This is a genomic window from Streptomyces acidicola, assembly GCF_009377235.1.
In the GTDB taxonomy this organism is placed as follows: Bacteria; Actinomycetota; Actinomycetes; order Streptomycetales; family Streptomycetaceae; genus Streptomyces; species Streptomyces acidicola.
Window position 1 is genome coordinate 19,668 of the sequence record NZ_VMNX01000052.1, and the last position, 25,889, is coordinate 45,556.

The following is a 25,889-nucleotide window of genomic DNA, read 5'->3' on the forward strand; positions in this document are numbered from 1 at the left end:
GGCCGGCGTGGATCACGGGGCGCCGGCCGGTCGTTTGTACATCCTCGTCGCCGTGATCTCGCTGTGTGCCGCCTCTCCTGCCCGGGGCTGCTCCGGCAGTCCCGGGCGGAGGTGTTCCTCCACCCGGATGTACTTGAGGCCGGCTCGCAGGTCGGCGTCGTTGCGGAGACGGATGACCAGCGGGAACTCGGCGAGCGCGGTCGTGTCGAACAGCCCGGTGGTGTAGAGGAGCTGGACACCCAGCGCGTCCGACACCGCCCGCTGGAGCTCCAGCAGATATGTCGCGTTCGCCCGCCCGATCGGGTTGTCCAGGAACAGCGTGCCCGCGTGCCGGTGCTTGTCCCGGCCCCGGTCATTGCTGCGCAGCGCGGCCATCGTGCAGTACAGGGCGATGGCGGCCGTGAGCAGCTGGCCGCCCGAGAACACATCTCCCATCTGGCCTACGGGCACGCGCTCGGCGCGCAGCACGGCGTCCGGCTTGAGGATCTCGACGGCGACGCCCTTGGGCTGGAGGGCCGCACCGACCCCTCTGAGCAGCAGGGACATACCGTCGCGGCGCAGGTCGGAGTTCTTCTTGACGGCGGCGCGGGTGGCCTCGTCGATGACCTCGCCGAGCCGTTCGGTGAGGGTGGCCTGGTCGGGCTCCTCGAAGCGGATGCGCAGGAACTCCTGTCCCGACCATTCGCCGAGCCCTTCGGGCAGCCGGGACAGCCGCTGGGCGGACCGCAGGGTGGCCAGGGCCGACTCCACCAGACCCCGCAACCGGTCCACGATCGAGTCCCGGTTGCGCTCCAGCTGCTCCAGCTCGTCCGTGAGGACCCGGAGCCGGGGCGCGAAGGCGTCCGCCCACTTCTGCGCGTGCTCGGGCAGCGCGGACGCGGGCAGCTCACGGATCTGCTGGCGGGCGGGCGTACGGACCTGCTCGTAGCGCGTGGAGTTGGCATGCCGTACGAGGATGTCGCCGGCCTCGCGCACGGCGGCCTCGGCGGCGGACAGATCGGCGGCGCAGCCGCGCAGCGAGCGCCGGGCTTCGGCCGCGGCCCTGCGAGCCTCTTCGGGGCCGCCGGGGTACGGCTCGGGCTGCTCCTGCTCCTCGTCGCTCGCATGCTCACGGAGGAGGTCGCGGAGCAGAGCGGCCGTCTCGTCGAAGCCGCCGGCCGCGTCCTCGGCGGCGCGGTGGGCGTCGAGCAGTTCGGCGTGGGCCTCGCGGGCCTGCGCCAAGGCCTCGGTGTGGGAGGCGAGTTCGGCGGTGGCGGTGCGCAGCAGGGCCTGGGCGTGGTCCGCGTCGCGCGGGACCAGCTCCTCGGGCGGCTCGGTGTGTGCCTCGCCGTCCTCGGGCGCGTGCCGCTCGGCCTCGCCGCGCAGCCGGCCGAGTTGCTCGCTCGCGGTGGACATGCGGGTCTCCAGGAGCTGCACGAGCTCCTCCGCGCGTGCGGCGGCGGCCTGCCGGGAGGGCCCGTCGGAACCGTCGGGTGACTGAAGGAGTTGCTCGGCGCGGTTGCGGACCTTGTTGCTGAGCCGGTCGAGCTCGGTGCGCGCGGCGCTCTCGTCGCTCTCCGCCCGGGCCTGCTCGGCCCGTAGATCGGCGCCGACGCCGACCTTCTCGTACACCTGGGAAGCGGCGCGGTACGCCTCGCGCAGGGCGGGCAGGGACGCCTCCGGCGCGCCCGTGCCGTCGTCCGGTACGTCGTCGGGGGCACCCGCGATCTCGGCGCGCTCGGCGCGTAGGGCGCGCGCCGTACGGCGGGCGTCGTCGGCGCCGCGCTGGGCGGCGCGGCGGTCCTCGTCGGCGGCGCGGGCGCGCTCCAGGCAGACCTGGGCGCGGGTCTCCGACTCGGTGGCCTCGTCGGCGAGTTCGCGCACCTTGACCTGCCAGCCGGAGCGCTCGCGCAGCCGGTAGGCGAGTCCGGCGAGGGCGTCGGCGGAGCGCCGGGCCTTCTGCGCGGCTTCCTGCCGCTCGTCGCGCACCTGGGCGGCCTCGGCGGCGGCTTCCTCGGCCTCGGCTCGCACGGTGCGCGCCTCGGCGAGCTCTGCCTCGGACTCCTCGGCGAACACTCGCGTGTCCCCGGCGGCCGTGGCGAGCTCGGTGAGCCGTCCGGCCGGGCATCCCGTGCGCCAGGAGGCGAGCCGTGCCGCCAGTTCCCGGTCCTTGCCGAGCCGTGCCGCGAGGGTGCGGATCTCCTCGTCCCGCTCCGTCGCCCGCGCGCGCAGTGCCTGCCGCTCCTCGTCGGCGGCGTGCTCGTCGTGCATGGCCGGGTTCGGCGGGACGAGGAATACATCGAAGACACTGAAGACACCGCTGGGCTCGTCGTCGAGCGCCGGGGTCGGCGCGAGCAGCGCGGCGGCCGTACCCACGGCCACGGCCGACCTCGGCAGCAGGGCCGCGTCGGAGAGCGCCGCACGGGCCCGGGCGTGTGAGTCCGGGTCGGTGATGATCACACCGTCGACGAGCTCCGGCCGCGCGGCCAGCACGCGCGCGTGATCGGTGGGATCGACGGCCTGGGCGAGGTAACGCCAGCCGGGCAGCGCGGGGATGCCGTGCTCGCCGAGGAACTCGACGGTGGCCAGCACGTCCGGGCCCGGCGGCAGCAGCCCGCCGTCGCCGAGGGCACCCAGGATCCGGGCGTCGTCGGCGGCGGCGGTCCGCAGCTCGAAGAGGTGGCGCTCGGCGGAGGCGACGTTCTCGTCGAGGAGTTCGCGGAGGTCGTCGGCGCAGCGGTCCAGCTCCTCGGGGGTGAGCGGACCTTCGCCGGTGGCGCGGGACTCGGTGCCCGTGGGATCCACGGTCGTCGCGTCGTCGCGCCGCGGCCGGGGTACCGGCTTGCGCACGCCCTTTCCGCCTCCGAGACCCAACAGTTCCGCCAGCCGTTCCTCCCCCGCGAGCGCCTCGGCGGTGCGGCGCTCCGCGTCGTACGCGCGCTCCGCGGCCGTCGCCGCGTCCGCGGCACGGGCCGCGGTCAGCTCGGCCCGCGACTCGGTGGCGGCCGCTTCCCGGGCGCGCTCGGAGGCGCGGCGGGACGCCTCGCGCGCGGTGTCCCAGGCGGCGACAGCCGTCTTCTCGGCGTCGCTCGCGGCGAGCGCGGCCCGCGCGGGATCAGCGTCCGGCGCGCTGTCGTCGAGCCAGCCCGCGCGTACGGCCTCGGCGGTCTCCTGCTCGACCTCGGTGAGCCGCTGCCGCAGGTGCCCGGCCTCACTGCGGGCGCGCTGGGCCTCGGTGGCGGCCGCGGTCGAGTCGCGGTACGCGGCCTCGCTGACCTCCTGGAGCGCGGCGGACCGCTCCTCCCCTTCGTTGGCCAGGGTCTCGGCGCTCTCGGCGGCGCCGTGCAGGGCGCGTACGAGGTCGACGGCGGCCTTGGCGCGGGCGGCGAGCGCCGGGGCCGCGTCCCGCTCGGCCTCCTGGATCGCGGCGGCCACGCGCGCGACCCGGTCGGCGGCCGCGCGGTGGCGCAGCACGGCCTCGGCGGCCTGCCAGGCGGAGTGGAGGGTACGGGCGTCGGCGAGCTCGCGCTTCTGCGCCGCCGCGGCCTTCTCGGCGACGGCGAGTGCCAACGAGGCGTGCCGGTAGGCGAGTTCGGCCGCGATCAGGACGCTGCGCTCGCGGGCGCCCTCGGCATGCGTGACCGCGTGCGCGGCGGCGGCGACCCGCTGGGCGAGGTCGGCGCCCCTCACGCGCTCCCGGGCGGCCCGTGCGGACAGGCGCCGCGCCAGCGTCCGGGTCCGTCGCTCGGCGGCGGCGTGGATGTCCCGCGCGCGTGACCTCTCCCCGGCCGCGTCCACGATCCGGCCGAGCAGGTCGACGGACCCCGCCGTGAAGTCCCGCTCGGCGATCAGCTCGGCCCGCCGGCCCAGCTTGTTGCCGAAGCCGCCGACCAGGTCCGCGAGCCCGTCGGTGTCGCGGGTGTCGGTCACGGCCCGCAGCAGCAGGTCGGTGAAGTCGGAGTCCTTCTTGACCGCGAAGAGGCCGGCGGCCTCGCCCTCGTCGGCGTTCATCTCCCGCTGGTACCGGAAGAGTTCGGGGTCGAGACCGAGCTCCGTCAGGTGCTCGTTCCAGCGGTCGTGGATCTCCTCCCAGTGCGCCTCGAGATGCGGGTACGCCTTGGCCGCCTCCATGAGGGCGTCCCGGAAGCCCTTCATGGTCCGGCGCCGGCCCTTCGCACCCGACTGCCCCTCGACGGGCGGCCGTACAGCAGTGGACTCGGCGACGGGCAGGTTGTCCAGGCTGAGTCCGGGACCTGGCCGGAAGGAGTACCAGGCTTCGGCGAACTTCCGCGGATCGCTGGAGACCTGCCGCCCCCGCCACTCGCTCACCTTGCCGACCACGACACACTCACCGGTCAGCGTGTGCTGCCACTCCAGGGCGACGTGCCCGCAGTCGTCTGCGAGCAGGAACTTGCGCAGCACACCCGAGCTGGCGCCACCGAGCGTGTTCCGGTGGCCCGGCAGCATCACCGAGAAGATCAGTTTGAGGAGCACCGACTTGCCGCCGCCGTTCTCCAGGAAGAGCACCCCCGCGGGCGCCGGACGGCGCGGCGGCCCGGTGGGCTCCTCCTCGAAGAACTCCGCCTGCTGGGGCGCTGGGTCGGGCACGGGCCGGCCCACACCCCGCAGGTCCAGCACGGTGTCGGCGTAGCGCGCACCGGCAGGCCCGATGGAGTAGAGGCGGACCCGGGACAGCTCGTACATGGCGGTGGAACTCTCGCAGTCGTAACGGTGGTTCGTGAGGTCAGGAGTGGAACGGCAGCCCGGCGTCGGCCACCAGCTCCAGGTCGTCGGTGTCCTCGGCTGGCAGCAGTGTGGCCGTGCCGTCGGTCACCGGGACGACGCCCAGCTCCAGCAGCTCGGCCATGGCGGCGCTGCCCGCCATGTCGCGCACCTGGAGCTGGTAGCGGGCGGTCGTCCGGTACGTCCCGCCGTTGTCGTCGCCGGTCCGCTGCAGGAACCCGGAGTCGGTGAGGAACGCCACCGCCTTGCCGATGATGCCGGTGGTCGAACCCGCCAGTCTGCGTGCGTCCTTGGTCGCCCCGGTGGCGCTGCGTCTGACCCAGATCCGCCAGGCCGCCTCCAGCCCCGGCGCGTCCGTGGCGGGGTCGGTGTTCTCCCCCTGTTCCTCGGCCCGCTCCTCCAGCCGCCGGCAGGCCTGTCTTACGAACGCGTCGACGCCGTTGACCGAAATGCGTCCGATGTACCCGTCGTCGGCCAGATCCTCCGGACGCGGGAACGCCAGGGTGGCTACGGCGAGATGGGCCAGCCCGTGCAGGAAGCGATCCCCCGCGTCGGCCGACGTCCGGCGCGCGTAGTCCCCCATGCGCACGGCGAACACGGAGTCCTCGGCCGCGGTGACGGCCATCCCCGCGCGCGGGGACACCTCCAGGACGACCAGCCCCAGGCCGGCGGCCACGGCGTCGGCGAGCCGGGCGAACGGCGGGTCCTCCCGGTACCGCCGCAGCAGCTCTCCGTACTGCTGGTCACGGGCGGGCTGGAGCTTCGGCTGCAACCCGAACGCCACGAGCCGGGCCGCGTCGGCGGCGTCGGCGGGGGTGACGGCGGCGGTCGCCGGAGCGGCGACGGCTTCCGGCTCACTCCACTCGACGTGCTCGGTCACGGTTGGGGCTCCTTGGTCTCAAGTACCTGACATACGAGGGCGAGGGCACGCGCCCCCAAGGGGGCGCGTGGCTGTGACACAGGCGGCTCCGCCGCGTGGGCACGAGCGACCACGGTCAACCCGCGGCCAGAGGACATCCCGCACCACCCCGGCCCTCTCAGCGGAGCGTTCACGCTGCCTCCGTCCTGTCCGCCGCCATCCCCACCGCGTCCAGCAGAGCCGTCCCCACGATCAGATCCGCACCCCCGAACTCCGGATCGTCCAACTCGGTCCCGTCGTCCACGGCGAACAGCAGCTTCTCCTCGCCCTGCCGGTACGCGGTACCGACCGGCGGGCTGGCCGCGTGCACGGCCAGCAGAGCGACCAGATAGGGCAGTTCGGGATCCTGGCGGCGCGCGTCCAGCAGGAGCCCGGACAGCCGCCGGGGCGCATCCGCGGGCAGGTCGAGCAGTTCCATGGCGGCAGCCAGTTGCTCCTCGCTGAACCGGCTGTCGTCCGGCGTGGCGATGAGGTCGGGCTCGGGCATCTCCGCACCGAGGTGCTCCCGCTCCACCGGCGGGGTCAGCAACAGATCGACGAGGTCCGTGAGGCGCACGGAGGCCCGCGTACGGAATCCCGTGCCGCGCGCGAAGAACGCGTCCGTGACGCGGACCGCCTGCTCGAGCGGGAGCGGGAGGACGGGTGCGACCAGGTGCCCGTACAGGTCTATCCCCGACGTGGTCAGGGGTGTGGCGAAGGCCTGCCGGTCCTGTTCGGCGCGGAAGAGGGGGCCGGCTTCCAGCAAGCGGGACTGCAGCTGCGTATGACGGCGGATGCAGTCCTTCACGATGTCGACGAGCTCGGCGGCGCGCCGCTTGTGCTCGGGGTCCTCGGTCTCGTCGCGGGCCTTGCGGATGTTGGTGAGGATCGCGTTCTCGTGGCGGTAGCGGTCGGCGACGTGGTCGAGGGCCTCGGCGATCATGTCCGGGACGGTCTGGAGCCAGTCCACCGCGCGTACGTTGCGCCGTGTGGCGTCCAGTGCCCTGCGCAGGGTCTCCGAGTACTGCACGGTCCGGTAGCGGGCCTGCTCGGCGGCGAGCTGGGCGTCGGCGAGGCGGCCGCGGTTGATCAGGACCTCCAGCTTGACCTCGGCGGCGATCTGCGCGCTGGTGACGTCGGTGTCGAGGGCGCCCACGAGGACGTTGACGGCTTCGTCGGTGGTGCGGAGGTAGACACCGCCCCCGTAGCCGGGGACCTCCTCGATCAGCTTGAAGTCGTAGTCACGGCGCACATACGTGCCGTCGGGTGCGAACGTGCCGTAGACGGCCCGGAAGCCGCGGTCCACGCTGCCCACGTTGATCAGGTTCTCCAGGACCCAGCGGGCGACGCGCTCGTGCTCGGTGACGGGGCGCTGCGGGGCCTGGGCGGCGATGCGCGGGATGAGGCGGGCGACGATCTGGTCGTGGTCCGCGCCCGTGTCGAAGTCCATGTTCAGCGTGACCAGGTCGATGGCGGCGAGGGCGACCTCCGCCATGCCGTACACCGAGTACTCACCGGCGAGGCCGGCCTTGCGGGCGTCGAGGTCGTGCAGCGGCGCGGTGCAGGCGAGCGCGCGCAGCCGCCGCGCCAGTCCCTCGTCGGCGGCCGGGCCCGGAGCGGGGCGCGGCCCCGCGCTGAGCTGGGGCGGAACACGGTCCGTCGATGCAGGCGAAGTCACGGTGCACAGACTAGGTCCTGGGTCTGACAACAACGGAAACGCTCTGCTGGGAAAGCCGGGGAACTGCGGGTTTGTCGTCAGGGTGCGGGCCGTCGGCGGTCAATCGCGCAGTTCGTCGCGCCTCTTTCCGGCACGCCCCCACGTTCATCCGATCCCCTGCGCTCCGTCCGCCACCCTCCGCCCGTACACCTCGACCAGCCCCTTGCGTGAGTCGTCGAGATACACCGCGAGGAGCTTTTCGGCCTCGTCGCGCTCACCCGCCTGGAGGGTCTGGAGGATCTGCCTGTTACGCGCCAGGTACGGCTCGTGGAGGCGGCGCGGGTCGTCCACCACGTGGAAGGCCAGCCGGAGTTCGGCGAAGACGCTGCGCATGAGTTCGTCGGTGCGTTCGCTGCCGGCGAGGGCGACCAGCTCCCGGTGGAAGTGGATGTTGGCGGTGGACACCCCTTTCCAGTCACCCTCGTGCGCCGCCCTCTGCCCGTCCGCGACGGCGTTGGCCGGCCCCTCCACGGCGTACGGCGGTGCGCCGAGACCGCGGACGACGGCGCACTCGACGATGCTCCGGACGCGGTAGATGTCCTCGACGTCCTCGACGGTCAGGACCCGGACGAAGACGCCGCGGTTGAGCTCGTGCACCAGCAGCCGTTCGTGGGTGAGCAGGCGGAACGCCTCGCGGAGCGTGTTGCGGGAGACCCCGAGCGCGCCGCCGATGCCGTCCTCGGACAGCCGCGTCCCGGGCGGGAAGAACCCCTCGGCTATACGGCTCCGGAGGATGTCCGAAACCCGCTCGGCGGTGCTGGTACGGCCCAACAGCGCACGGTCGTCGGCCAGTCCCGTCAGTTCTGCCATGTCCCGGATTCAATCGCAGATACATGAACGAAACAACACGGGTATTGAGGGATCGTTCAACGATCCTCTACCTTGCTGGGAACGCACCTCGATGGGCGCCGAACGCACCGCTACGGCGCCCATCGCTCCCGCACGGCACGGCACGACTCCTCACGCACCCTCCGTCCCTCATTGCGAGGTGCCCATGAGCACGACTCCTCCCCCTCAGTCCCTGACGGGCGACACCCACCCGAAAGCGGGTGAGACCGGCGCCGATGACGGCGCGTTCGCGTGGCTGCGGGCGCTCGGCCCGCGTGGCCGGCGTGCCTTCGCGGGCGCGTTCGGCGGCTATGCCCTCGACTCGTACGACTACTTCACGCTGCCGCTGAGCATGGTGGCGCTCGCGGCCTACTTCGGTCTGGACAGCGGCCAGACGGGCCTGTTCACCACGGTCACCCTGGTCGTCTCGGCGATCGGCGGGGCGGCCGCGGGGGTGCTCGCGGACCGGATCGGCCGTGTGAAGGCGCTGATGATCACCGTGGCCACCTACGCGGTGTTCACGGTGGCCTGCGGCTTCGCACCCAACTACGAGACGTTGCTGGTCTTCCGGGCCCTCCAGGGGCTCGGCTTCGGCGGCGAGTGGGCGGTCGGCGCGATCCTGGTCGCCGAGTACGCGAGCGCCAGGCACCGGGGGCGCACGCTCGGCGCGATCCAGAGTTCCTGGGCCATCGGCTGGGGCCTCGCCGTGATCGTGTACACGCTGGTCTTCCAGTTCCTGGACGACGACATCGCCTGGCGCGTGATGTTCTGGACCGGAGCGCTGCCCGCGCTGCTCGTCGTCTGGGTGCGGCGCCAGGTCAAGGACGCTCCCGAGGCGAAGGCCGCGCGCGAGAGGAGCAGTGAGAAGGGCTCGTTCGCGGCGATCTTCAAGCCGGGCACGGCGGACGGTCCGGGCCTGCTGCGCACCACGGTCTTCGCCGTACTGCTGTCCACCGGTGTCCAGGGCGGCTACTACACGCTGGCCACGTGGGTGCCCACGTATCTGAAGACGGAACGCGACCTGTCCGTCGTCGGCACCGGCGGCTACCTGGCGTTCCTGATCTCAGGGGCCTTCATCGGCTACCTCACGGGTGGCTATCTCACCGACCGGCTGGGCCGCCGACGGAACATCTGGCTGTTCGCGGTCCTGTCGGCCCTGTGCATCCTGGCGTACGCGAACATCCCCAGCGGCGCCAACACCCTGCTCCTGGTGCTCGGTTTCCCGCTCGGGTTCTGCATGTCGGCGATCTTCAGCGGCTTCGGCTCGTTCCTGAGCGAGCTGTACCCGTCGGCCGTGCGCGGCACGGGGCAGGGCTTCACGTACAACACCGGCCGCGCCGTGGGCGCCGTCTTCCCCACCACGGTGGGCTTCCTGGCCGACAGCTGGGGTGTGGGCGGCGCGCTGGTCTTCGGCGCGATCGGTTACGGCCTGGCGGCCATCGCGCTGCTCGGGCTTCCGGAGACGCGTGGGAAGGAACTCGTGTGAACGGCATGGAAGAGCGCTCTGCAACGGTCACGGTGGCGGAGGACCGACCCCTGACCCTCGTCGACGAGCACGCGCACGCGTGGAGCCCGAAAAGCGCCCGGGCCCGCTTCCGGGAAGGGCTCACGGGCCCGACCGCCGGCATCGCGGCGGGCCACACGCAGGTCAATCTGATCTCGGTGCCCGCCGACTGGGCGTACGACATGCTGCTGTTCTGCACGCTCAACCCCAAGCCCTGCCCGGTTCTCGACGTCACGGAGGCCGGCTCCTGGACCACTGTCCTCGCGGACGGGGCGGATCTGCGCACCGATCTGCCGCGCTACCGGGTGTGGCAGGACGGCGAACTGGTGGACGAGCCGACGGACGTGCGCGCGCACTGGCGGGGCGACCTGGTGTCGTTCCTGATCGGCTGCAGCTTCACCTTCGAGTGGGCGCTGGCCGAGGCGGGCGTCCCCATCCGCCATATCGAGCAGGGCCGCAACGTGCCGATGTATGTGACCAGTCGCCAGTGTCGGCCGGCGGGGAGGCTGCGCGGCCCGATGGTGGTGTCCATGCGCCCGGTGCCGCCGGAGCACCTGGCGACCGCCCTGCGGGAGAGCGGACTGCTCCCCGCGGTGCACGGCAGCCCCGTACACTGCGGCGATCCCTCGGGCCTGGGCATCGAGGACCTCGGCCGCCCCGACTTCGGCGACCCGGTGGACGCCGAACCCGACGACATCCCGGTGTTCTGGGCCTGTGGAGTCACCCCGCAGGCCGCGGTGATGGCCTCCCGCCCGCCGTTCGCCATCACCCACGCGCCGGGCCAGATGTTCGTCACCGACGCCCGCGACGAGCAGTACCGCGTGGCCTGAGAAACCACGTGGCCTGAGAAGGAGACACGAAGGATCCATGACCTCGATCGATCTGAACGCCGATCTCGGCGAGGGCTTCGGCCGCTGGCGGCTCACCGACGACGAACAGCTCCTGTCCGTCGTCACCAGTGCCAACGTGGCCTGCGGCTTTCACGCCGGGGACGCGGCCACCATGCGGCGGGTGTGCGAACTGGCGGCCGGGCGCGGCGTACGGATCGGCGCGCAGGTCTCGTACCGGGACCTGGCCGGTTTCGGGCGGCGCGCGATGGACGTGCCGCCCGCCGAACTGGCGGCCGAAGTGGCCTACCAGATCGGTGCGTTGGAGGTCTTCGCCCGTGCGGCGGGTGCACGTGTGGCGTACGTGAAGCCGCACGGCGCGCTCTACAACCGCGTCGTGCACGACGAGGAGCAGGCCGGGGCGGTCGTCGAGGGCGTACGGCTCGCGGACGCCGCGCTGCCCATGCTGGGGCTGCCCGCCTCGCGCTTGCTCAAGCTGGCCGAACAGGCCGGGCTGCCGGTGGTCACCGAGGCGTTCGCGGACCGCGCGTACACCGACGAGGGCACGCTGGTGCCGCGCGGCCAGGACGGTGCCGTGATCTCCGACGCGGACGCCGTGGTCGAGCGGTCGGTGGGGCTGGCGTTCTCCGGGACGGTCACCTCGCACTCCGGGGAGCGCGTCATGGTCCGCGCCCGCTCGCTGTGCCTGCACGGCGACACTCCGGGCGCGGTGGAGCTCGCCCGCCGGGTCCGCGACGAGCTGGAGTCCGCGGGCGTCCGTGTGGAGGCGTTCGCATGAGGGCGCTGCCGACCGGGGACCGCGCGCTCCTGATCGAGGTGGGGACGGACGAGGAGGCACAGGCCCTGCACGCCGAACTGCTGCGCCGCCGCGCCGCGGGCGAACTGGCGGTGGCCGAGATCGTCCCGGCGGCCCGCACGGTCCTCCTGGACGGTCTGGACTCCCCGTCCCGCCTCGCCGAGCGGCTCGCCTCCTGGGAGGTGCCGCCCGTGCCCCCGCGCGCGGAGGACGTGGTCGAGATCCCCGTGCGGTACGACGGCCCCGACCTCGCCGACGTCGCCGCGCACTGGGACGTGTCCGAGTCCGAGGTGGCCCGCATGCACGCGGCGGCCGAGTTCCGGGTGGCCTTCTGCGGTTTCGCCCCGGGCTTCGGCTACCTCACGGGCCTGCCCCGCGAGGTGCCGCGCCGGGCGACGCCGCGGACGGCCGTGCCGCCGGGGTCGGTCGCCCTGGCGGGACCGTACACGGGCGTGTACCCGCGCTCCTCCCCCGGCGGCTGGCAGCTGATCGGTACGACGGAGGCGGTTTTGTGGGACCACGCGCGCGTGCCGGCTGCTCTGCTGTCACCGGGTACGCGCGTGCGTTTCGTCCCGGTCGAAAAGACAGGAACGACAAGAACGACAAGAACGGTGAGCGCGACGAGCACGGCAGGTACGACCAGTGCGGTGAACTCCGCATGACCGACCGTGCTCTCGCCGTCGTGCGGGCCGGGGCCCTCACCACCGTCCAGGACCTGGGGCGGCCCGGCCACGCCCATCTCGGCGTGCCGCGCTCGGGAGCGCTGGACGCGCCCGCCGCCGCGCTGGTCAACCGGCTTGTGGGCAACGTCCCGGAGGCCGCCGTCCTGGAGACCACGCTCAACGGGTGTGCCGTACGGGCGCGTTCGACGGTCACCGTGGCCGTCGGGGGCGCCCCCTGCGCGGTCACCGTGGACGGGCGCCCGGCGGCCTGGGGAGCCTCCCTGTGGGTCCCCGGAGGGGCGCTGCTGGACATCGGGCCCGCCCGCTCCGGAGTGCGCAGCTATCTCGCGGTCTCCGGTGGCGTGGCCGTGGAACCGGTGCTGGGCAGCCGCTCGACGGACCTGCTGTCGGGGCTGGGCCCTGCTCCACTGACCGACGGCACGGTACTGCCCCTGGGGCCGCCGGTGAGGGCACACGCGCGCGCGGATGTCGTTCCGCACCCGGCGCCACCCGCCGAGCTCGTCCTGCGCGTGACGCTGGGCCCGCGCCACGACTGGTTCACCGCGGCGGCCGTCCGGGCCTTCACGACGCACCCGTACACGGTGTCCACCGCGAGCAACCGCATCGGCCTGCGCACGGAGGGCCCCGCCCTGATGCGGGCGGTCCCGGGCGAACTCCCCAGCGAGGGCATGGTCCTGGGCGCGGTGCAGGTCCCGCCGGACGGCCGCCCGGTCGTGTTCCTCGCCGACCACCCGACCACCGGGGGCTACCCGGTGATCGCGGTCGTCCACCCGGCGGACCTGCCCGCCACGGCCCAGGCGGCGCCGGGCACCCCGGTACGCTTCGTCGCCGTGCGCCGGCGGGCCTGAGTCGCGCACGCGTGGGGTCACGCCGCCTCGGGTTGCTCCCCCACCGTCAGCGCGGCCAGTGCCGACGCCACCGCGGCGGAGGCGCTGAGGTCCAGCCGGCCGCTGGTGCCGCGGGCCTTGTGGCGGATCTCGGCCATGGCGAGGGCAACGAGCTGCGGCAGCAGATCGGTGCACCGCCGGGCCACCCAGGCGCTTCCCTTCGTGGCCAGCCACAACAGGCTCGCCGACCGGGTGGGTACGGGGAACTCGGGCTCGGCGGACGGCTCAGTGCCCGTCGCGATGCCCGCCTCGGCGAGCAGGGCGTGGAAGCGGACGGCGAGCTGCCGGTGTCCGCGCTCGCTGGGGTGCAGCCGGTCCGCGCTCCACATGGCGCGGTCCATCAGCCACGCGCCCTCGGAGGCGTGCAGATGCACCGCCTCGTACCGCTCCGACAGGGCGTGGACCACGGTGTTGACCGCGCGCTGCCGTCGGGCGAGCGGGCGGGCCAGGGAGCCGGGCAGACCGAGCATCGACCCGGGGTCGGGCAGACAGGCGGTGAGCAGGCCGGTGCCCTGGGCGCGGAAGGCCGCGTACGCCTTGTCGAGGCGGGCGGCGACGGCGTGGATGTCGAAGGTGCAGCGCAGGGTGTCGTTGACGCCTATGACGATGGAGACCAGGTCCGGTCGCAGGGCGAGCGCGGCGGGGGTCTGGCGCTCCAGGACGTCGCGCGTCTGGGCACCGCTGACCGCGAGGTTGGTGAAGTCCACGGCCGGGTCGAGCCCGTCGGCGAGGAGGGCGGCCCAGCCGCGCCAGCCGTCTCCGGCGGGGTCTCCGACGCCCTCGGTCAGCGAGTCACCGAGAGCCACGAACCGCAGGGGTCTCATACGACTCCCTCCCGGAGCGGATCGACGCCCTCCCTGACCGGGTCGGCGCCCTCCCGAACGGGACGCCGCACGGCCGCGTCGTGCGCCGCGAGGAACGCCTCCACCGCGGTCGTCCACCCGAAACACTCCGCACGCGCGCGTGCCGCCTCCCTGCGGTCGTGCTCCTGGCGTGCGAGGAGCGACTCCACGGCGTCGGCGAACGACCTCCCGTTGTCGGCCGCCGTGGCCCCGGCCGAGCCGACGACCTCCGGGAGCGCGGACGAGGCGCTGGCCACCACGGGCGTGCCGCAGGCCATCGCCTCCAGCGCCGCGAGCCCGAACGTCTCCGCGGGCCCGGGAGCCAGACACACGTCGGCGGAGGCCTGCAGGGCGCCCAGCATCCCACGGTCGGTCACGTGCCCCAGGAAGGTCACCGGGAGCCCCTGGGCCCGCTGTTCGAGGCGGGCCCGCAGGGGCCCGTCCCCGGCGACGACCAGGACCGCGCGCCTTCCGCGCCGCAGCAGCGCCTCCAGCGCGTCGATCGCCGTACCCGGCCGCTTCTCGACGGACAGCCGGGAGCACATCACCAGCAGCACGTCCCCCTCGCGCGCGTGCCGGGCCCGCAGCCCCGGGTCCCGCAGCGCGGGGTGCCGCCCCACCAGGTCGACGCCCAGCGGGGCCCGTACGACGTTGCGCGCCCCGATCCGCACGAACTCGCGCTCGGCGAACTCGGTGGTGCACACGACCTTCGAGTAGCTGTGGGCCGTACGGACGTTGAGGGCGTCGGCGGCACGCCGGGACATCTCCTCGGACAGGCCCCAGGTCCGCAGTACCCCGTCGGCGGTCTCGTGGGAGACCATCATGGCGGGCACCCTGGCCCGGCGTGCCCACGCGCCCGTCCACCGCAGGGTGGTCCGGTCGGAGACCTCCAGACGGTCGGGTGCGAGCGACTCCAGGAGCCGGGCCACGCGCCGCTTGTCCGCGAGGACGCGGTAGCCACCGGTGCCGGGCAGCAGCGGTCCGGGCAGGGTGATGACGCGTCCCTGGTCGGTCTCGCGGTCGGTGTGGCGGTCGCCGGGCACGATGAGGACGGGCTCGTGCCCGGCCTCCTTGAAGCCCTTGCCCAGTTCGCGCAGCGCGGTGCGCAGGCCGCCCGAGGCGGGAGCGACGAAGTTCGCCAGCCGGACGATGCGCAGCGAGTCGCTCATGCCGCCACCACCGTCCGGGCGGACAGCACGTCGGCGTAGTGCCCGATCAGCTGGTCACCGACCGCCTCCCAGGTGCGGCCCTCGACCATCGTCCGCCCCGCCGCGCCGTACGCGGCCCGCAGCGCGGGATCGTCGGCCAGGGTCCGTACGGCGTCGCGTACGGCGTCCGCGTCGCGCGGCGGGACCAGCAGGCCCGTCCGCTCGTGCGCCACCAGGTCCAGCGGGCCGCCGGCGGCGGGCGCGATGACGGGCACTCCGCTCGCCATGGCCTCCTGGACGGTCTGGCAGAAGGTCTCGAAGGGCCCGGTGTGGGCGAAGACGTCCAGCGAGGCGAAGATCCTGGCAAGGTCGTGGCCGGTGCGGCGGCCCAGGAAGACGGCACCGGGCAGGGCCTCACGCAGGCCGGGCTCGCTGGGCCCGTCGCCCACGACGACGACCCGTACGCCGTCGAGGCGGCAGGCTCCGGCCAGCAGCTCCACCTGCTTCTCGGGGGCGAGCCGGCCGACGTAGCCGACGATCAGCTCGCCGTTCGGTGCCAGTTCGCGGCGCAGGGCCTCGTCGCGGTGGTCGGGGCGGAAGCGGACGGTGTCCACGCCGCGCGGCCACAGCTTGACCCGGGGTATGCCGTGCGCCTCCAGGTCCTGAAGGGCCACGCTGGACGGAGCGAGGGTGAGGTCGGCGGCGGCGTGCACGGAGCGGATCCGCCGCCAGGCGGCTCCCTCGCCCGCGTGGACGTAGGTGCGGGCGTATCCCGCGAGGTCGGTCTGGTAGACGGCCACGGCGGGGATGCCGAGCCGGGCGGCGGCGGCCATGCCGCGTACGCCGAGAACGAAGGGGCTGGCCAGGTGCACGAGGTCGGCGCGGTGCTCGGTGATCGCCGAGGCGACACGCCGGCTGGGGAGGGCGACGCGGACCTGGGGGTAGCCCGGGAGCGGAAGGGAAGGGACGCGGACGACGGGGCACGGCGCCTGGGCGTCGGCCTCGGTCCCAGCTGCGGTGGCCGGGGCCACGACGAGCGGGGCGTGACCGCGCGCGGCGAGGTGCCGCGCCGTCTGGAGGGCACAGTGGGCCACGCCGTTCACATCGGGGGGAAAGGACTCGGTCACGATGACGACACGCATACCCGTGTTGTCCTCGCGCTGGACGTGGCCGCGTCAACGTGGATCTTTCCGGGCGGGGAACGACGCGTGAGCGTTCCGCACCGCTCCCTTCCGGCTCCTCGGGCCTTTCCCCCAGGTCACCCGCCGTTCATGCAGTTGTTCAAACGTTCACACGGTCGTTCGCGCGGTGGGGTGTCCCGCGTGTTCACACGGCGGGTGTTCCAGGTGTTCACACGGCGGGTGCGTCCGGTCCGATGCGGCTCCGTACGGCTGTCTGGACCTCCGCCTCCTCGGCGGGATCGGCGGCGAGCCGGCGCAGCTGTTCGACGACGCGTGCGTCTCCGGTCTCGGCGTGCCGGGCGGCGATCTCGCGGGTGGACTCCTCGCAGTCCCACAGGCACTCGACGGCGAAGCCTGCCGGGAAGGAGGGGTCGGTGGCGGCGAGGGCTCGGGCTGCGCGGCCGCGGAGGTGGGAGGAGGCGGTCTCGCGGTAGATGTGGCGCAGGACGGGGGCCGCGCACACGATGCCGAGCCGTCCGGTGCCGTCGACGAGGGTCCACAGGGTGGGCGCGTCGGGTCCCTCCCCGCGCACGGCCTCCCGGAGCGCGCCCAGGACCAGGTCGCTGTCCTTGGCCCCGCCCCGGCAGGCGAGGGTGCGTCCGGCGGCGGCGCCCAGCACGTCGGGCCGGTGCACCCAGCGGCGCGCCCGGTCGACGGCGGCGACGCTGCGCATCCGTTCGAAGGCGTCGACGGCCGCGTCCACGACGGCCGCCGAACCGTCGGCCACGGCGCCCTCGATCAGGTCGAGGGCGTCGGGATCGTTGCTGTCGGCCAGGTAGCGCAGGGCGGTGCTGCGGGCGCCGTCACTGCCGGCGCGGGCGGCTTCGAGGATCTCGGGACGGTCCTCGGGACCCGCGACGGCCGTGAGGCATCGGGCGGCCGGCACATGGAGTGCGGCGCCACGCTCGATGCCCTGCTGGGCCCACTCGAAGACGGCCCGCACGCTCCATCCCGGTCGGGGCCCCGACGGCCGCATCTGGCGCTGCCACCGGTCGAAGCAGCCGGTTTCCTGGGCGGTACGCACGCGCGTGGCGATCGATGCGCGGGGATCCTCGGCCCACAGCCGCCAGGGCCGCGGCTCGAAGGCGTCGCGGACGGTCGCCGCGAGCTCGGCCTCGCCCTCGGGGTCGGTGGCGAAGCGCGCCAGTACGGGTGCGGCGAGGGCACGCAGGCCGGCGTCGTCGTCTCTGAGGGCCAGCTCGTCGAGGGCCCAGGCCCAGTTGCTGCCGGAGGCGGCGTACCTGCGCAGCAGGGTGAGGGCGTCCCGCCTGCCGTACGAGGCGAGGTGCCCGAGGACCGCGAGGGCGAGTCCGGTGCGCGACTCGCAGGTGTCGAGGACGTCCTCGGCGTCGAAGAGGTGCCGCTCGATCGCGTCCAGTTCGCCGTGCAGGTCGAGGTAGAGGCGGGCGTAGTACAGGGAGCGGTTCTCCACCTGCCAGTCGTGGCGGGGGTCGCTCAGCACACAGTGGTTCAGTGCCGCGAGCGCTTCGGCCCGCGGGGCGGTGAGCGCGTGCAGCGTGCCGTCGCCGCGGCCCCGCTGGAGCAGGCCGAGCAGCGTACCGCTGGGCGCTATGACCGGTTCGAACATGGGAAACAGCCTCACATCAAGCGTCGACGCAACCGGGAATCCGCACTACCTGGCCGCGTGACAACACGTCGGAGCGCCCGCCGTCTCTTGCTTGCTGTAGACCATCTTCCTCTGCCTCTCGTCGGTGGCCCATGCGGACCGCATCACGGCCCACGCGGTGCGGCAACACCTGCCCAGCCATCGTGTCCGTGAATCACGACGTCATGATGACTCGCTGGTTCTTCCTGCCGCGACCGAAATTTCCGGCGGCCCCGTACCGCCTCCCCCGTCTTCCGTGTCCTGCCTGGTCAGAACGGTTGGATCAGTGTGCGCCAAACAGTTCGAGCAGTTCTTTCCTCTCGAACATCCGCGCCGTGTCGACGGCTGACGGGGTCCCCGCGAGCGGGTCGGCGCCGCCCTCCAGAAGCACCCGGATGACCGCCTCCTCGCCCTTGAAAACCGCCCCCGCGAGCGGTGTCTGGCCTCGGTCGTTGACGTGGTCGGCCTCGGCGCCGCGCGCCAGGAGGGCGCGCACCGCCTCGGCGTGACCGTGATAGGCGGCGAGCATCACGAGCGAGTCGCCGCGGTCGTTGGTGAGGTTGGCCGGAACGCCCGCGTCGACGTACGCCACGAGCGCCTCGGTCTCGCCCCGGCGTGCCAGGTCGAAGATCTTCGTCGCGAGCTCCACGACCTCGGGGTCGGGGGCTTCACTCATGGGACGGACCGCCTCTCACAGCGAGCGCGCACGAGCCCGGAGGGCTCTGGGGACGACTTCGGGAGCGTACGACGGCAGGTCAGTGCCGCCGTACGGGTGAATCGCCAGAGTACTGGGCTCCGCGCACACATGAGCCGAGCCGCCCGAGGCAAAGTTCACAGCAGACCCCGTCAGGCGCAACGTCCCGCCTCGGACAGCTCAGCAGCGGCTCCACCAGACGAGCGAAAAGGCCCGTGATTCACCCATTCGCGCCTTTTATCGTATAGATACATCTTGTGACGATGGAAGAACTCATGGTGACTGTCCCCCTCGACCAGGAGAGCACTCATGATCCTGTCCATCTCAGGCGTCGTCCTGCTCGGCGTCATCGTCTTCCTCTTCTTCCGCAAGGACGGCCTCAAGGCCTCGCACGCCATCGTGGCCACGCTGTTCGGCTTCTACCTCGCCAGCACGGGCATCGCCCCGAGCATCGAGGCAGGGGGCGAGAGCCTCGCGAGCCTCCTAGGCGGCATCAAGTTCTGATCCCACTCCCGCCCGTACGCACCTCAAGGAGACCTCAGTGGCCCGCCGCCCCCTCCCCCGCATCCTGAGCAACGGCAGTGTGCACCTCGCCCGCAGCCGGGAGCTGGCAAAGACGGCGGCCGACGGTGCCACCGACGTCCTCCACCCGCTGATCACGATCACCCGTGGACTGCGTCGCCTGGCGGCCGCCGGGCGACGCCAGTGGGCCGACACCCCGAAGGACAAACGAGGATCGCTGTTCCTTCTGGTGGCGTCGGTGGTGCTGGTGGTGGCCCTGGTGCCGTACGGACCGCTGCTCGCCGTCATCGGACTGATGGCGGCGGCAGCCTGGCAGGGCCGGGAGGGTGCGGGGGCGCCCACGGGCCCCGACGAGGCGCAGAAGCAGCGCCTCCAATCGCTGTACGAGGCCCTCGTGCCGTACTTCGCCGCCGCCGAGGACCCCAACCCCCTCTACGCCCACGGCGGCGACTGGCAGAAAGCGTTCACGGAGTACGGCTTCGACGACTCCGGGCGCGTCCAGCGGCTGGAGATCCACTACCCGGCGTATTTCACGGACGGCGAGGCCCTGTCCCGCACGCGGATCGAGCGGGTGGTGCACTCCAAGTCGGGCCGCGGCCGCGAGTACCTGTTCGACTGGGACGAGGAGGGCAACCAACTCACGGTCACGGTCCTGGCGCCACTTCCCACCGACATCGCCGCCCAGCGCTTCGTCACGGCACCGGGCGAGCTGGTTCTCGGCTTCACCGACCCGACCCATGTCCAGCGCACCCTGCCCGTGGAACACCGCGAGGAGCAGCGCGACGTCCCTCCGGTCGTCTGGCGCACGGGCACCCGCTCAACGGAACCGCATCTGCTGGCGGTGGGCGAGCCGGGCAGCGGGACGACCACACTGCTCCGCTCCCTCGCGATCCAGGCCCTGCAGTACGGCGACGTCCTGATCGTCGAGGGCAGCGGCACCGACGAGTACGCCTGCCTGACCGGCCGCGACGGCATGCTGGCCGTCGAGTGCGGGCTCGCCGGGGCACGGGCCAGCCTGGAGTGGGCGGCGCACGAGACGGAGCGCCGGCTGATCGCCGCGAACCGCGCCCGCCAGGCGGGCCACCCGCCGCCGGACGACACCAGGCGCCCTCTGTGGATCCTGCTGGACCGCCCGAGCGCGCTGGGCCACGTGGCCGCCGCGGACGGCGGCCAGGACCCGCAGTCCCTGCTCCAGGTGCCGCTGCGCCACGGCCGCCCGGCGAACGTGACGATCGTCGTGGCCGAACAGTTCGACGGTCTGGACACCCTTTCCGACGCGGTACTGCAGCACACACGCGCGCGCGTGCTGCTCGGTTCCGCCTCCCCGGAGCAACTGGAGAGGGTCCTGGGCGCGCGCCCGCGCACCACGCCCACCCCGGACATTCCGCCCGGCCGCGGCTATGCCCGCCTGGGCGCGGGCCCGGTCCACCGCCTCCAGATCCCGGCCACCCCGGACCCGTACGACGACGCCACGACCGAGAGCCTCCGTCAGGCGGTGCTCGATCTGCTTCCGGTCCGGACCACTCCGGGGGACGAGGTGCCGGCGCAGGCCGACGGGGTGTCGGCCGAGGTCGACCCGGTTCCGGCCGAGACCGAACCGGTACGGATGGACAAGGACGTGGTCCCGGCCAAAGCGGCGGTGGCCGCCGAGGGCTGACCCACCGGGTCAGGCCACGAACGTGCGTGGCGCCTCCGCGCCCCCGCCCACGCCCGTCTCCACCAGCCGCGCCGCCGCCGCGAGGCGCACGGCGGCCTCGTCCGCCACCGCGCCGCCCACGGTGAACGGCAGCCGCACATACCCCTCGAAGGCCCCGTCGACGCCGAACCGCGGCCCCGACGGCACACGCACCCCGACCCGCTCCCCGGCCTCGGCCAGCCGCGAGCCCGACAGCCCCCCGGTACGCACCCACAGGGTGAGCCCGCCCCGCGGCACCTCGAACTCCCAGCCCGGCAGTTCCCGGCGTACGGCGGCGACGAGCGCGTCCCGGTTCTCGCGGGCCTGGTCGCGCCGGATGTCCAGGGCGTCCTCCCAGCCCCCGGTGCTCATCAGCCAGTTCACGGCCAACTGCTCCAGTACGGGGGTGCCGAGATCGGCGTAAGCGCGAGCCGCGACGAGGCTGCGGACGACGTCGGGCGCGGCCCGCACCCAGCCGATGCGCATGCCCGCCCAGAACGCCTTGCTCGCCGAGCCGACCGTTATCACGGTCGAGCCCGCCGGGTCGAAGCCGCAGACCGGCCGGGGCATCGCGGCGCCACCGTCGAGGTCCGGGTCCAGATGCAGCTCGCTCATCGTCTCGTCGACGACGAGCACGGTCCCCGCGGCCCGGGCCGCGTCCACGAGCCGTCGCCGCTGGTCCTCGCCGGCGAGCGCCCCGGTCGGGTTGTGGAAGTCGGCGACGACGTACGCGAGCCGGGGCGCCGCGTCCCGCAGCACCTGCCGCCAGCGGTCCAGGTCCCACCCGTCGAGCCCTTCGGCCATCGCGACCGGCACCAGCCGGGCTCCCGCCTCGCGCATCAGCTGGAGGATGTTGGCGTACGAGGGCGACTCCACGGCGATGCGTTCGCCGCGCCCGGCGAAGAGGTGACAGATGGCGTCGATGGCACCCATCGCGCCGGTGGTGACCATGATCTGCTCGGGCATGGTGGGGATCCCACGCGCGGTGTACCGCTCGGCGAGCATCGCGCGCAGCGCGGGCAGCCCGGCCGGGTAGTCGCCGTGCGTGTGAGCGTACGGAGGCAGTTCCTCCAGGGCGCCCTGCACGGCCCGGGTGAGCCACGGCTCGGGCGCGGGCAGGGCCGCACAGCCCAGGTCGATCACCGAGCCGAGCGCCTCCGGCGGCAGGGGCTCCAGCCCGCGCGCGGGGAGCGGATTCCCGGCGGGCACGGCGGTCCAGCTGCCCGCGCCCCTGCGGGACTCCAGAAAACCCTCGGTGCGCAGGGCCTCGTAGGCCGCCGCAACCGTGGTGCGGCTGACGGACAGGGACAGCGCGAGCTCCCGCTCGGCGGGCAGCCGGGCCGCGACCGGCACGCGACCCTCCAGCACCAGCAGCCGGATGCCGTCGGCGAGCGCGCGATAGGCGGGCGGTCGGCGGGTGCCCGGGCCTGCCGGGCGTTCCTGTTGGGAGGTGAGCAGCCGCGCGAGCTGAGCCGCACCCACTGCCGAAGTCCACTGAGCCATGGTTTTCAGTCCACCTTCCCCGAATTGGCCATGGATGGCGTGTCCTGCCAAGCCACAGGGTGTCATGTGCCAGGCCACTGCCACCACCTCAGGGGGGAACGTCTTGTCCAATGACCACGTCTTGTCCAATGACCCGTCCACGCGGCGCCACCTCGGGCGACGGTTGATCCAGCTGTACGCAGGTCTCGTGCTGTACGGCGCGTCCGTGGCACTTCTGGTGAAGGCGGACCTGGGCCTGGCGCCCTGGATCGTGCTGGACCAGGGGCTGTCCGAACTCACCGGGCTGTCGATCGGCACGATCGTGATCGTCATGGGCGCGGTGGTGCTGCTCCTGTGGATCCCACTGCGCCAGCGGCCGGGGCTCGGCACGATCTCCAACTTCCTCCTGGTCGGCCTCGCGCTGGACGGCACTCTCGCGGCGATGCCCGACGCGCACACCCTGACCGCACGGGTTCCTCTGCTCGCGGGCGGCATCCTCCTGAACGGTGTGGCGACCGGTCTCTACATCGCGGCACGCTTCGGGCCCGGCCCGCGTGACGGTCTGATGACGGGTCTGCACCAGCGCACCGGCCGCTCGATCCGTCTGATCCGTACGGCGATCGAGGCGGCGGTCCTCGTGACCGGCTTCGCCCTCGGAGGCACGGTCGGCGTCGGCACGATCCTCTACGCGCTGTCCATCGGCCCGCTGTCCCAGCTGTTCCTGCGGGTGTTCGCCGTCCCCACGGCATCCGGCAGCACGGTCGTTGCCGCCGGTCCATCCGCGCGAGCGATACTTCCCAGGTGAACACGCCGACACGCCACCCGTACCTCGACCATCCCGGCCCCATAGCGTTCGCCCACCGGGGCGGGGCGGCGGACGGGCTGGAGAACACCGTGGCCCAGTTCCGGCGCGCGGTCGAGGCGGGCTACCGGTACATCGAGACCGATGTGCACGCCACGGCCGACGGGCAACTCGTCGCCTTCCATGACGCGACCCTGGACCGGGTGACCGACGGCGCCGGCCGGATCGCGGACCTGCCCTGGCAGGACGTGCGCCACGCGCGCGTGTCGGGCGTCGAACCGGTGCCCCTCTTCGAGGAGCTGCTCGAAACGTTCCCCGAGGTGCGCTGGAACGTCGACATGAAGGCGGAGCCGACCCTCGGTCCCCTGCTGGACCTCATCGCCCGCACCGGCGCCTGGGACCGCGTCTGTGTCGGCTCGTTCTCCGAGGCGCGCGTCGCCCGCGCCCAGCGCCTGGCCGGCCCTCGCCTGGCCACCTCGTACGGCACCCGGGGCGTCCTCGGGCTCCGGCTGCGCTCCTGGGGCTTGCCGGCCACCCTGCGCCCCTCGGCGGTGGCCGCGCAGGTGCCCGAGTCCCAGTCGGGCATCCCCGTGGTCGACCGTCGGTTCGTGCGCGCCGCCCACGCACGCGGACTTCACGTCCATGTGTGGACCGTGAACGAACCGCACAGCATGCACCGGCTCCTTGACCTCGGCGTGGATGGCATCATGACCGATCACATCGACACGCTGCGCAAGGTCCTTCAGGACCGGGGGGTCTGGGTCTGAGCCCTCGCGCGGCCCGTTCACGGGGAAGCGAGAGACACGGGTGGGCACCGACACCGTGCGGACGGACGCGGCCGACGAGGCCGCCGGGCGGCGGCGTGAACAGCGCGGCTGGTACTTCTACGACTGGGCGTGCTCTGTCTATTCGACGAGCGTCCTGACCGTGTTCCTGGGCCCCTACCTCACCGCGATCGCCGAGTCGGCCGCAGACACGGAAGGCTATGTCCACCCACTGGGCATCCCGGTGCGCGCGGGCTCCTTCTTCGCGTACTCGGTGTCCCTGTCGGTGATCCTGGCCGTCCTGGTCATGCCCCTGGCGGGCGCGGCCGCCGACCGTACGGGCCGCAAGAAACCACTGCTCGCGGCAGCCGCGTACGTGGGAGCCGCGGCGACGGCAGGCATGTTCTTCCTGGACGGGGACCGCTACCTTCTCGGCGGCCTCCTGCTCGTCATCGCGAACGCCGCACAGTCGGTCGCGATGATGCTGTACAACTCCTACCTGCCACAGATCGCACCGCCCGAGGAGCGCGACGCGGTGTCGTCCCGGGGCTGGGCCTTCGGCTATGCGGCAGGCGCCCTGGTCCTGGTGCTGAACCTGGTGCTGTTCACCGCCCATGACACCTTCGGCGTCTCGGAGAGCATGGCGGTGCGCATCTGCCTCGCCTCGGCCGGCCTGTGGTGGGGCGCCTTCACCCTCGTACCGCTGCGCAGGCTGCGCGACCGCCGGGCTCCGGAGACCAGGGCCACGGTCCCCGGCCTGCGTCAACTCGTCGCCACCGTACGGGACATGCGCCGCCATCCCCTGACGCTCGGATTCCTCCTCGCCTACCTCGTCTACAACGACGGCATCCAGACGGTGATCTCCCAGGCATCGGTGTACGGCTCCGAGGAGCTGGGCCTCGGGCAGTCGACGCTCATCGGGGCGGTGCTGCTGGTCCAGATACTCGCGGTGGCGGGTGCTCTCGGCATGGGCCGGCTGGCGCGGAGGTACGGCGCGAAGCGCACGATCCTGGGCTCGCTGGTGGCCTGGACGCTGACGCTGGCAGCCGGATACTTCCTTCCGGCGGGAGCACCGGTCTGGTTCTTCGTCCTGGCGTCCGGGATCGGGCTCGTCCTCGGCGGCAGCCAGGCCCTCTCCCGCTCACTCTTCTCCCATCTCGTCCCGCCCGGGAAAGAGGCCGAGTACTTCTCGGCGTACGAGATGAGCGACCGGGGCATGAGCTGGCTGGGACCGCTGCTGTTCGGTCTGACCTACCAACTGACCGGAAGTTATCGTGACGCGATCATCTCGCTCGTGGCCTTCTTCGTCCTGGGATTCGCCCTGCTCGCACGGGTTCCGGTGCGGCAGGCGATCACCGAGGCGGGCAATCCCGCGCCGGAGCGGATTTAGCACCCGGAGCGAAAGGGCTGTAGTGTACGCGTTTGGCCTGCCAGGCGTACCGTTACTGCGCGTCAAAGATGCCGAAACGCTAGGTGACATCTGCTGTCAGATGTGACAAACCGGGCGCCGGTGGGTACAACAAGGGCGGCTACGACGGCGACGCATGACCCGGAACGGGATACGGAACGGGAATCTTTACCGCCGACCGGACGTTGACCGGATGACGACGACAGCGACACCTGTCCTGTGGGCGACAAGCCCGGGAGGCACGATTCATGAGTGAGCGAGCTCTTCGCGGCACGCGCCTCGTGGTGACCAGCTACGAGACGGACCGCGGCATCGACCTGGCCCCGCGCCAGGCCGTGGAGTACGCATGCGAGAAGGGGCACCGATTCGAGATGCCCTTCTCGGTCGAGGCGGAGATCCCGCCGGAGTGGGAGTGCAAGGTCTGCGGGGCCCAGGCACTCCTGGTGGACGGCGACGGCCCTGAGGAAAAGAAGGCCAAGCCCGCGCGTACGCACTGGGACATGCTGATGGAGCGGCGTACCCGCGAGGAACTCGAAGAGGTCCTTGAGGAGCGCTTGGCCGTTCTCCGCTCCGGTGCGATGAATATCGCGGTACATCCGAGGGACAGCCGCAAGTCCGCGTAGTCCCTGCGGGGGTTGGGCGGCATACACAGCGCAACCGAAGACCGCGGGCACCGTACATGTCGTACGGTGCCTCGCGGTCTTCGTCATGTGCGGCTTCGTCTACGGAGCCCAAGACTCCCCCGGCCAAGGCTTACGGAGCACGGACCTCGCGCCGCATCGCGGCGCCATCCAGGCCATGGGGCGGTCCCGCACTCTCGGTCCCAGAACAGCGCACCCTCCCCCGCCGGCCCGGGGTCGAAGGGGCGGAGCCCCTGGGGGA

At 72.8% G+C, this 25,889-nt stretch carries 21 protein-coding genes; 11 read left to right on the forward strand and 10 right to left on the reverse strand.

The window, feature by feature from the left end:
• Window positions 1-12 precede the first annotated feature (12 nt).
• The 4 genes from FPZ41_RS16490 to FPZ41_RS16505 form a co-directional block, all read right to left on the reverse strand.
• Window positions 13-4,683: a hypothetical protein gene (locus tag FPZ41_RS16490; RefSeq protein WP_152863359.1), complete on the reverse strand. Its 4,671-nt coding sequence runs from the start codon at window positions 4,681-4,683 to the stop codon at window positions 13-15.
• A 40-nt stretch (window positions 4,684-4,723) separates the two neighbouring features.
• Complete coding sequence (locus FPZ41_RS16495) at window positions 4,724-5,602, reverse strand: hypothetical protein (protein ID WP_322620316.1); 879 nt, start codon at window positions 5,600-5,602, stop codon at window positions 4,724-4,726.
• Window positions 5,603-5,771: 169 nt separating this feature from the next.
• Window positions 5,772-7,298 carry a hypothetical protein gene (locus FPZ41_RS16500; protein ID WP_322620317.1) on the reverse strand — a complete coding sequence of 509 codons (1,527 nt, stop codon included), beginning with the start codon at window positions 7,296-7,298 and terminating at the stop codon, window positions 5,772-5,774.
• A gap of 144 nt (window positions 7,299-7,442) precedes the next feature.
• The gene (locus tag FPZ41_RS16505; protein WP_152863361.1) at window positions 7,443-8,147 is read right to left on the reverse strand and encodes a GntR family transcriptional regulator; all 705 of its coding nucleotides are present in this window, start codon (window positions 8,145-8,147) and stop codon (window positions 7,443-7,445) included.
• A gap of 184 nt (window positions 8,148-8,331) precedes the next feature.
• Between FPZ41_RS16505 and FPZ41_RS16510 the strand changes: the two genes are divergently transcribed.
• From FPZ41_RS16510 to FPZ41_RS16530, 5 genes are read left to right on the forward strand one after another with little or no spacing between them, the layout of a single operon-like run.
• Window positions 8,332-9,651, forward strand: a complete 1,320-nt coding sequence (locus tag FPZ41_RS16510; protein WP_152863363.1) for an MFS transporter — start codon at window positions 8,332-8,334, stop codon at window positions 9,649-9,651.
• A gap of 5 nt (window positions 9,652-9,656) precedes the next feature.
• Entirely contained in the window at window positions 9,657-10,499 is an 843-nt protein-coding gene (locus FPZ41_RS16515) for a putative hydro-lyase (RefSeq protein ID WP_152863387.1), read from the forward strand.
• Window positions 10,500-10,536: 37 nt separating this feature from the next.
• A complete protein-coding gene (locus FPZ41_RS16520; RefSeq protein ID WP_152863365.1) occupies window positions 10,537-11,295 on the forward strand; it encodes a LamB/YcsF family protein in 759 nt (252 codons plus the stop codon).
• Complete coding sequence (locus FPZ41_RS16525; RefSeq protein WP_152863367.1) at window positions 11,292-11,975, forward strand: 5-oxoprolinase subunit B family protein; 684 nt, start codon at window positions 11,292-11,294, stop codon at window positions 11,973-11,975. Before FPZ41_RS16520 ends, FPZ41_RS16525 begins: the two co-directional genes overlap by 4 nt.
• Window positions 11,972-12,844: a 5-oxoprolinase subunit C family protein gene (locus tag FPZ41_RS16530; protein ID WP_152863369.1), complete on the forward strand. Its 873-nt coding sequence runs from the start codon at window positions 11,972-11,974 to the stop codon at window positions 12,842-12,844. The genes FPZ41_RS16525 and FPZ41_RS16530 overlap by 4 nt, the downstream gene beginning before the upstream one ends.
• Before the next feature lie 17 nt (window positions 12,845-12,861).
• Here the strand turns inward: FPZ41_RS16530 and FPZ41_RS16535 are convergent, their stop codons facing one another.
• The 5 genes from FPZ41_RS16535 to FPZ41_RS16555 all read right to left on the reverse strand — a co-directional run bounded on the left by FPZ41_RS16535 (window position 12,862) and on the right by FPZ41_RS16555 (window position 18,336).
• The gene (locus tag FPZ41_RS16535; protein ID WP_152863371.1) at window positions 12,862-13,707 is read right to left on the reverse strand and encodes an SGNH/GDSL hydrolase family protein; all 846 of its coding nucleotides are present in this window, start codon (window positions 13,705-13,707) and stop codon (window positions 12,862-12,864) included.
• Window positions 13,704-14,894, reverse strand: a complete 1,191-nt coding sequence (locus FPZ41_RS16540; protein WP_152863373.1) for a glycosyltransferase — start codon at window positions 14,892-14,894, stop codon at window positions 13,704-13,706. Before FPZ41_RS16540 ends, FPZ41_RS16535 begins: the two co-directional genes overlap by 4 nt.
• The gene (locus FPZ41_RS16545; protein WP_152863375.1) at window positions 14,891-16,015 is read right to left on the reverse strand and encodes a glycosyltransferase family 4 protein; all 1,125 of its coding nucleotides are present in this window, start codon (window positions 16,013-16,015) and stop codon (window positions 14,891-14,893) included. The genes FPZ41_RS16540 and FPZ41_RS16545 overlap by 4 nt, the downstream gene beginning before the upstream one ends.
• Window positions 16,016-16,223: 208 nt before the next feature.
• A complete protein-coding gene (locus tag FPZ41_RS16550; protein WP_152863377.1) occupies window positions 16,224-17,642 on the reverse strand; it encodes a HEAT repeat domain-containing protein in 1,419 nt (472 codons plus the stop codon).
• Window positions 17,643-17,943: 301 nt separating this feature from the next.
• Window positions 17,944-18,336 (reverse strand): ankyrin repeat domain-containing protein, encoded by a 393-nt coding sequence (locus FPZ41_RS16555; RefSeq protein WP_131562358.1) that lies wholly within the window; start codon window positions 18,334-18,336, stop codon window positions 17,944-17,946.
• A 327-nt stretch (window positions 18,337-18,663) separates the two neighbouring features.
• Between FPZ41_RS16555 and FPZ41_RS16560 the strand changes: the two genes are divergently transcribed.
• Together FPZ41_RS16560 and FPZ41_RS16565 are read left to right on the forward strand one after the other, a co-directional pair.
• Window positions 18,664-18,858: a hypothetical protein gene (locus FPZ41_RS16560; RefSeq protein ID WP_131562356.1), complete on the forward strand. Its 195-nt coding sequence runs from the start codon at window positions 18,664-18,666 to the stop codon at window positions 18,856-18,858.
• Between the two features lie 37 nt (window positions 18,859-18,895).
• Entirely contained in the window at window positions 18,896-20,533 is a 1,638-nt protein-coding gene (locus FPZ41_RS16565; protein ID WP_322620318.1) for a hypothetical protein, read from the forward strand.
• Between the two features lie 9 nt (window positions 20,534-20,542).
• Here FPZ41_RS16565 and FPZ41_RS16570 read toward each other — a convergent pair whose 3' ends face one another.
• The gene (locus tag FPZ41_RS16570; protein WP_152863379.1) at window positions 20,543-22,054 is read right to left on the reverse strand and encodes an SCO1417 family PLP biosynthesis transcription factor; all 1,512 of its coding nucleotides are present in this window, start codon (window positions 22,052-22,054) and stop codon (window positions 20,543-20,545) included.
• Between the two features lie 64 nt (window positions 22,055-22,118).
• Here FPZ41_RS16570 and yczE point away from each other — a divergent pair, with 64 nt between their 5' ends.
• The 4 genes from yczE to FPZ41_RS16590 all read left to right on the forward strand — a co-directional run bounded on the left by yczE (window position 22,119) and on the right by FPZ41_RS16590 (window position 25,630).
• A complete protein-coding gene (gene yczE / locus FPZ41_RS16575) occupies window positions 22,119-22,838 on the forward strand; it encodes a membrane protein YczE (RefSeq protein ID WP_194236116.1) in 720 nt (239 codons plus the stop codon).
• The gene (locus tag FPZ41_RS16580) at window positions 22,835-23,602 is read left to right on the forward strand and encodes a glycerophosphodiester phosphodiesterase (RefSeq protein WP_322620319.1); all 768 of its coding nucleotides are present in this window, start codon (window positions 22,835-22,837) and stop codon (window positions 23,600-23,602) included. Before yczE ends, FPZ41_RS16580 begins: the two co-directional genes overlap by 4 nt.
• Before the next feature lie 40 nt (window positions 23,603-23,642).
• Complete coding sequence (locus FPZ41_RS16585) at window positions 23,643-24,989, forward strand: MFS transporter (protein ID WP_322620320.1); 1,347 nt, start codon at window positions 23,643-23,645, stop codon at window positions 24,987-24,989.
• Between the two features lie 266 nt (window positions 24,990-25,255).
• On the forward strand, window positions 25,256-25,630 hold the full coding sequence (locus FPZ41_RS16590; RefSeq protein WP_003977404.1) for an RNA polymerase-binding protein RbpA: 375 nt from the start codon (window positions 25,256-25,258) through the stop codon (window positions 25,628-25,630).
• Window positions 25,631-25,889 lie beyond the last annotated feature (259 nt).

Coding starts and splice junctions, on each gene's coding strand:
- FPZ41_RS16535 (WP_152863371.1), bottom strand. CDS start 13,707: ATGAGACCCCTGCGGTTCGTGGCTCTCGGTGACTCGCTGACCGAGGGC.
- FPZ41_RS16490 (WP_152863359.1), bottom strand. CDS start 4,683: ATGTACGAGCTGTCCCGGGTCCGCCTCTACTCCATCGGGCCTGCCGGT.
- yczE (WP_194236116.1), top strand. CDS start 22,119: ATGTGCCAGGCCACTGCCACCACCTCAGGGGGGAACGTCTTGTCCAAT.
- FPZ41_RS16590 (WP_003977404.1), top strand. CDS start 25,256: ATGAGTGAGCGAGCTCTTCGCGGCACGCGCCTCGTGGTGACCAGCTAC.
- FPZ41_RS16555 (WP_131562358.1), bottom strand. CDS start 18,336: ATGAGTGAAGCCCCCGACCCCGAGGTCGTGGAGCTCGCGACGAAGATC.
- FPZ41_RS16525 (WP_152863367.1), top strand. CDS start 11,292: ATGAGGGCGCTGCCGACCGGGGACCGCGCGCTCCTGATCGAGGTGGGG.
- FPZ41_RS16545 (WP_152863375.1), bottom strand. CDS start 16,015: ATGCGTGTCGTCATCGTGACCGAGTCCTTTCCCCCCGATGTGAACGGC.
- FPZ41_RS16520 (WP_152863365.1), top strand. CDS start 10,537: ATGACCTCGATCGATCTGAACGCCGATCTCGGCGAGGGCTTCGGCCGC.
- FPZ41_RS16510 (WP_152863363.1), top strand. CDS start 8,332: ATGAGCACGACTCCTCCCCCTCAGTCCCTGACGGGCGACACCCACCCG.
- FPZ41_RS16570 (WP_152863379.1), bottom strand. CDS start 22,054: ATGGCTCAGTGGACTTCGGCAGTGGGTGCGGCTCAGCTCGCGCGGCTG.
- FPZ41_RS16505 (WP_152863361.1), bottom strand. CDS start 8,147: ATGGCAGAACTGACGGGACTGGCCGACGACCGTGCGCTGTTGGGCCGT.
- FPZ41_RS16515 (WP_152863387.1), top strand. CDS start 9,657: ATGGAAGAGCGCTCTGCAACGGTCACGGTGGCGGAGGACCGACCCCTG.
- FPZ41_RS16540 (WP_152863373.1), bottom strand. CDS start 14,894: ATGAGCGACTCGCTGCGCATCGTCCGGCTGGCGAACTTCGTCGCTCCC.
- FPZ41_RS16550 (WP_152863377.1), bottom strand. CDS start 17,642: ATGTTCGAACCGGTCATAGCGCCCAGCGGTACGCTGCTCGGCCTGCTC.
- FPZ41_RS16560 (WP_131562356.1), top strand. CDS start 18,664: ATGATCCTGTCCATCTCAGGCGTCGTCCTGCTCGGCGTCATCGTCTTC.
- FPZ41_RS16530 (WP_152863369.1), top strand. CDS start 11,972: ATGACCGACCGTGCTCTCGCCGTCGTGCGGGCCGGGGCCCTCACCACC.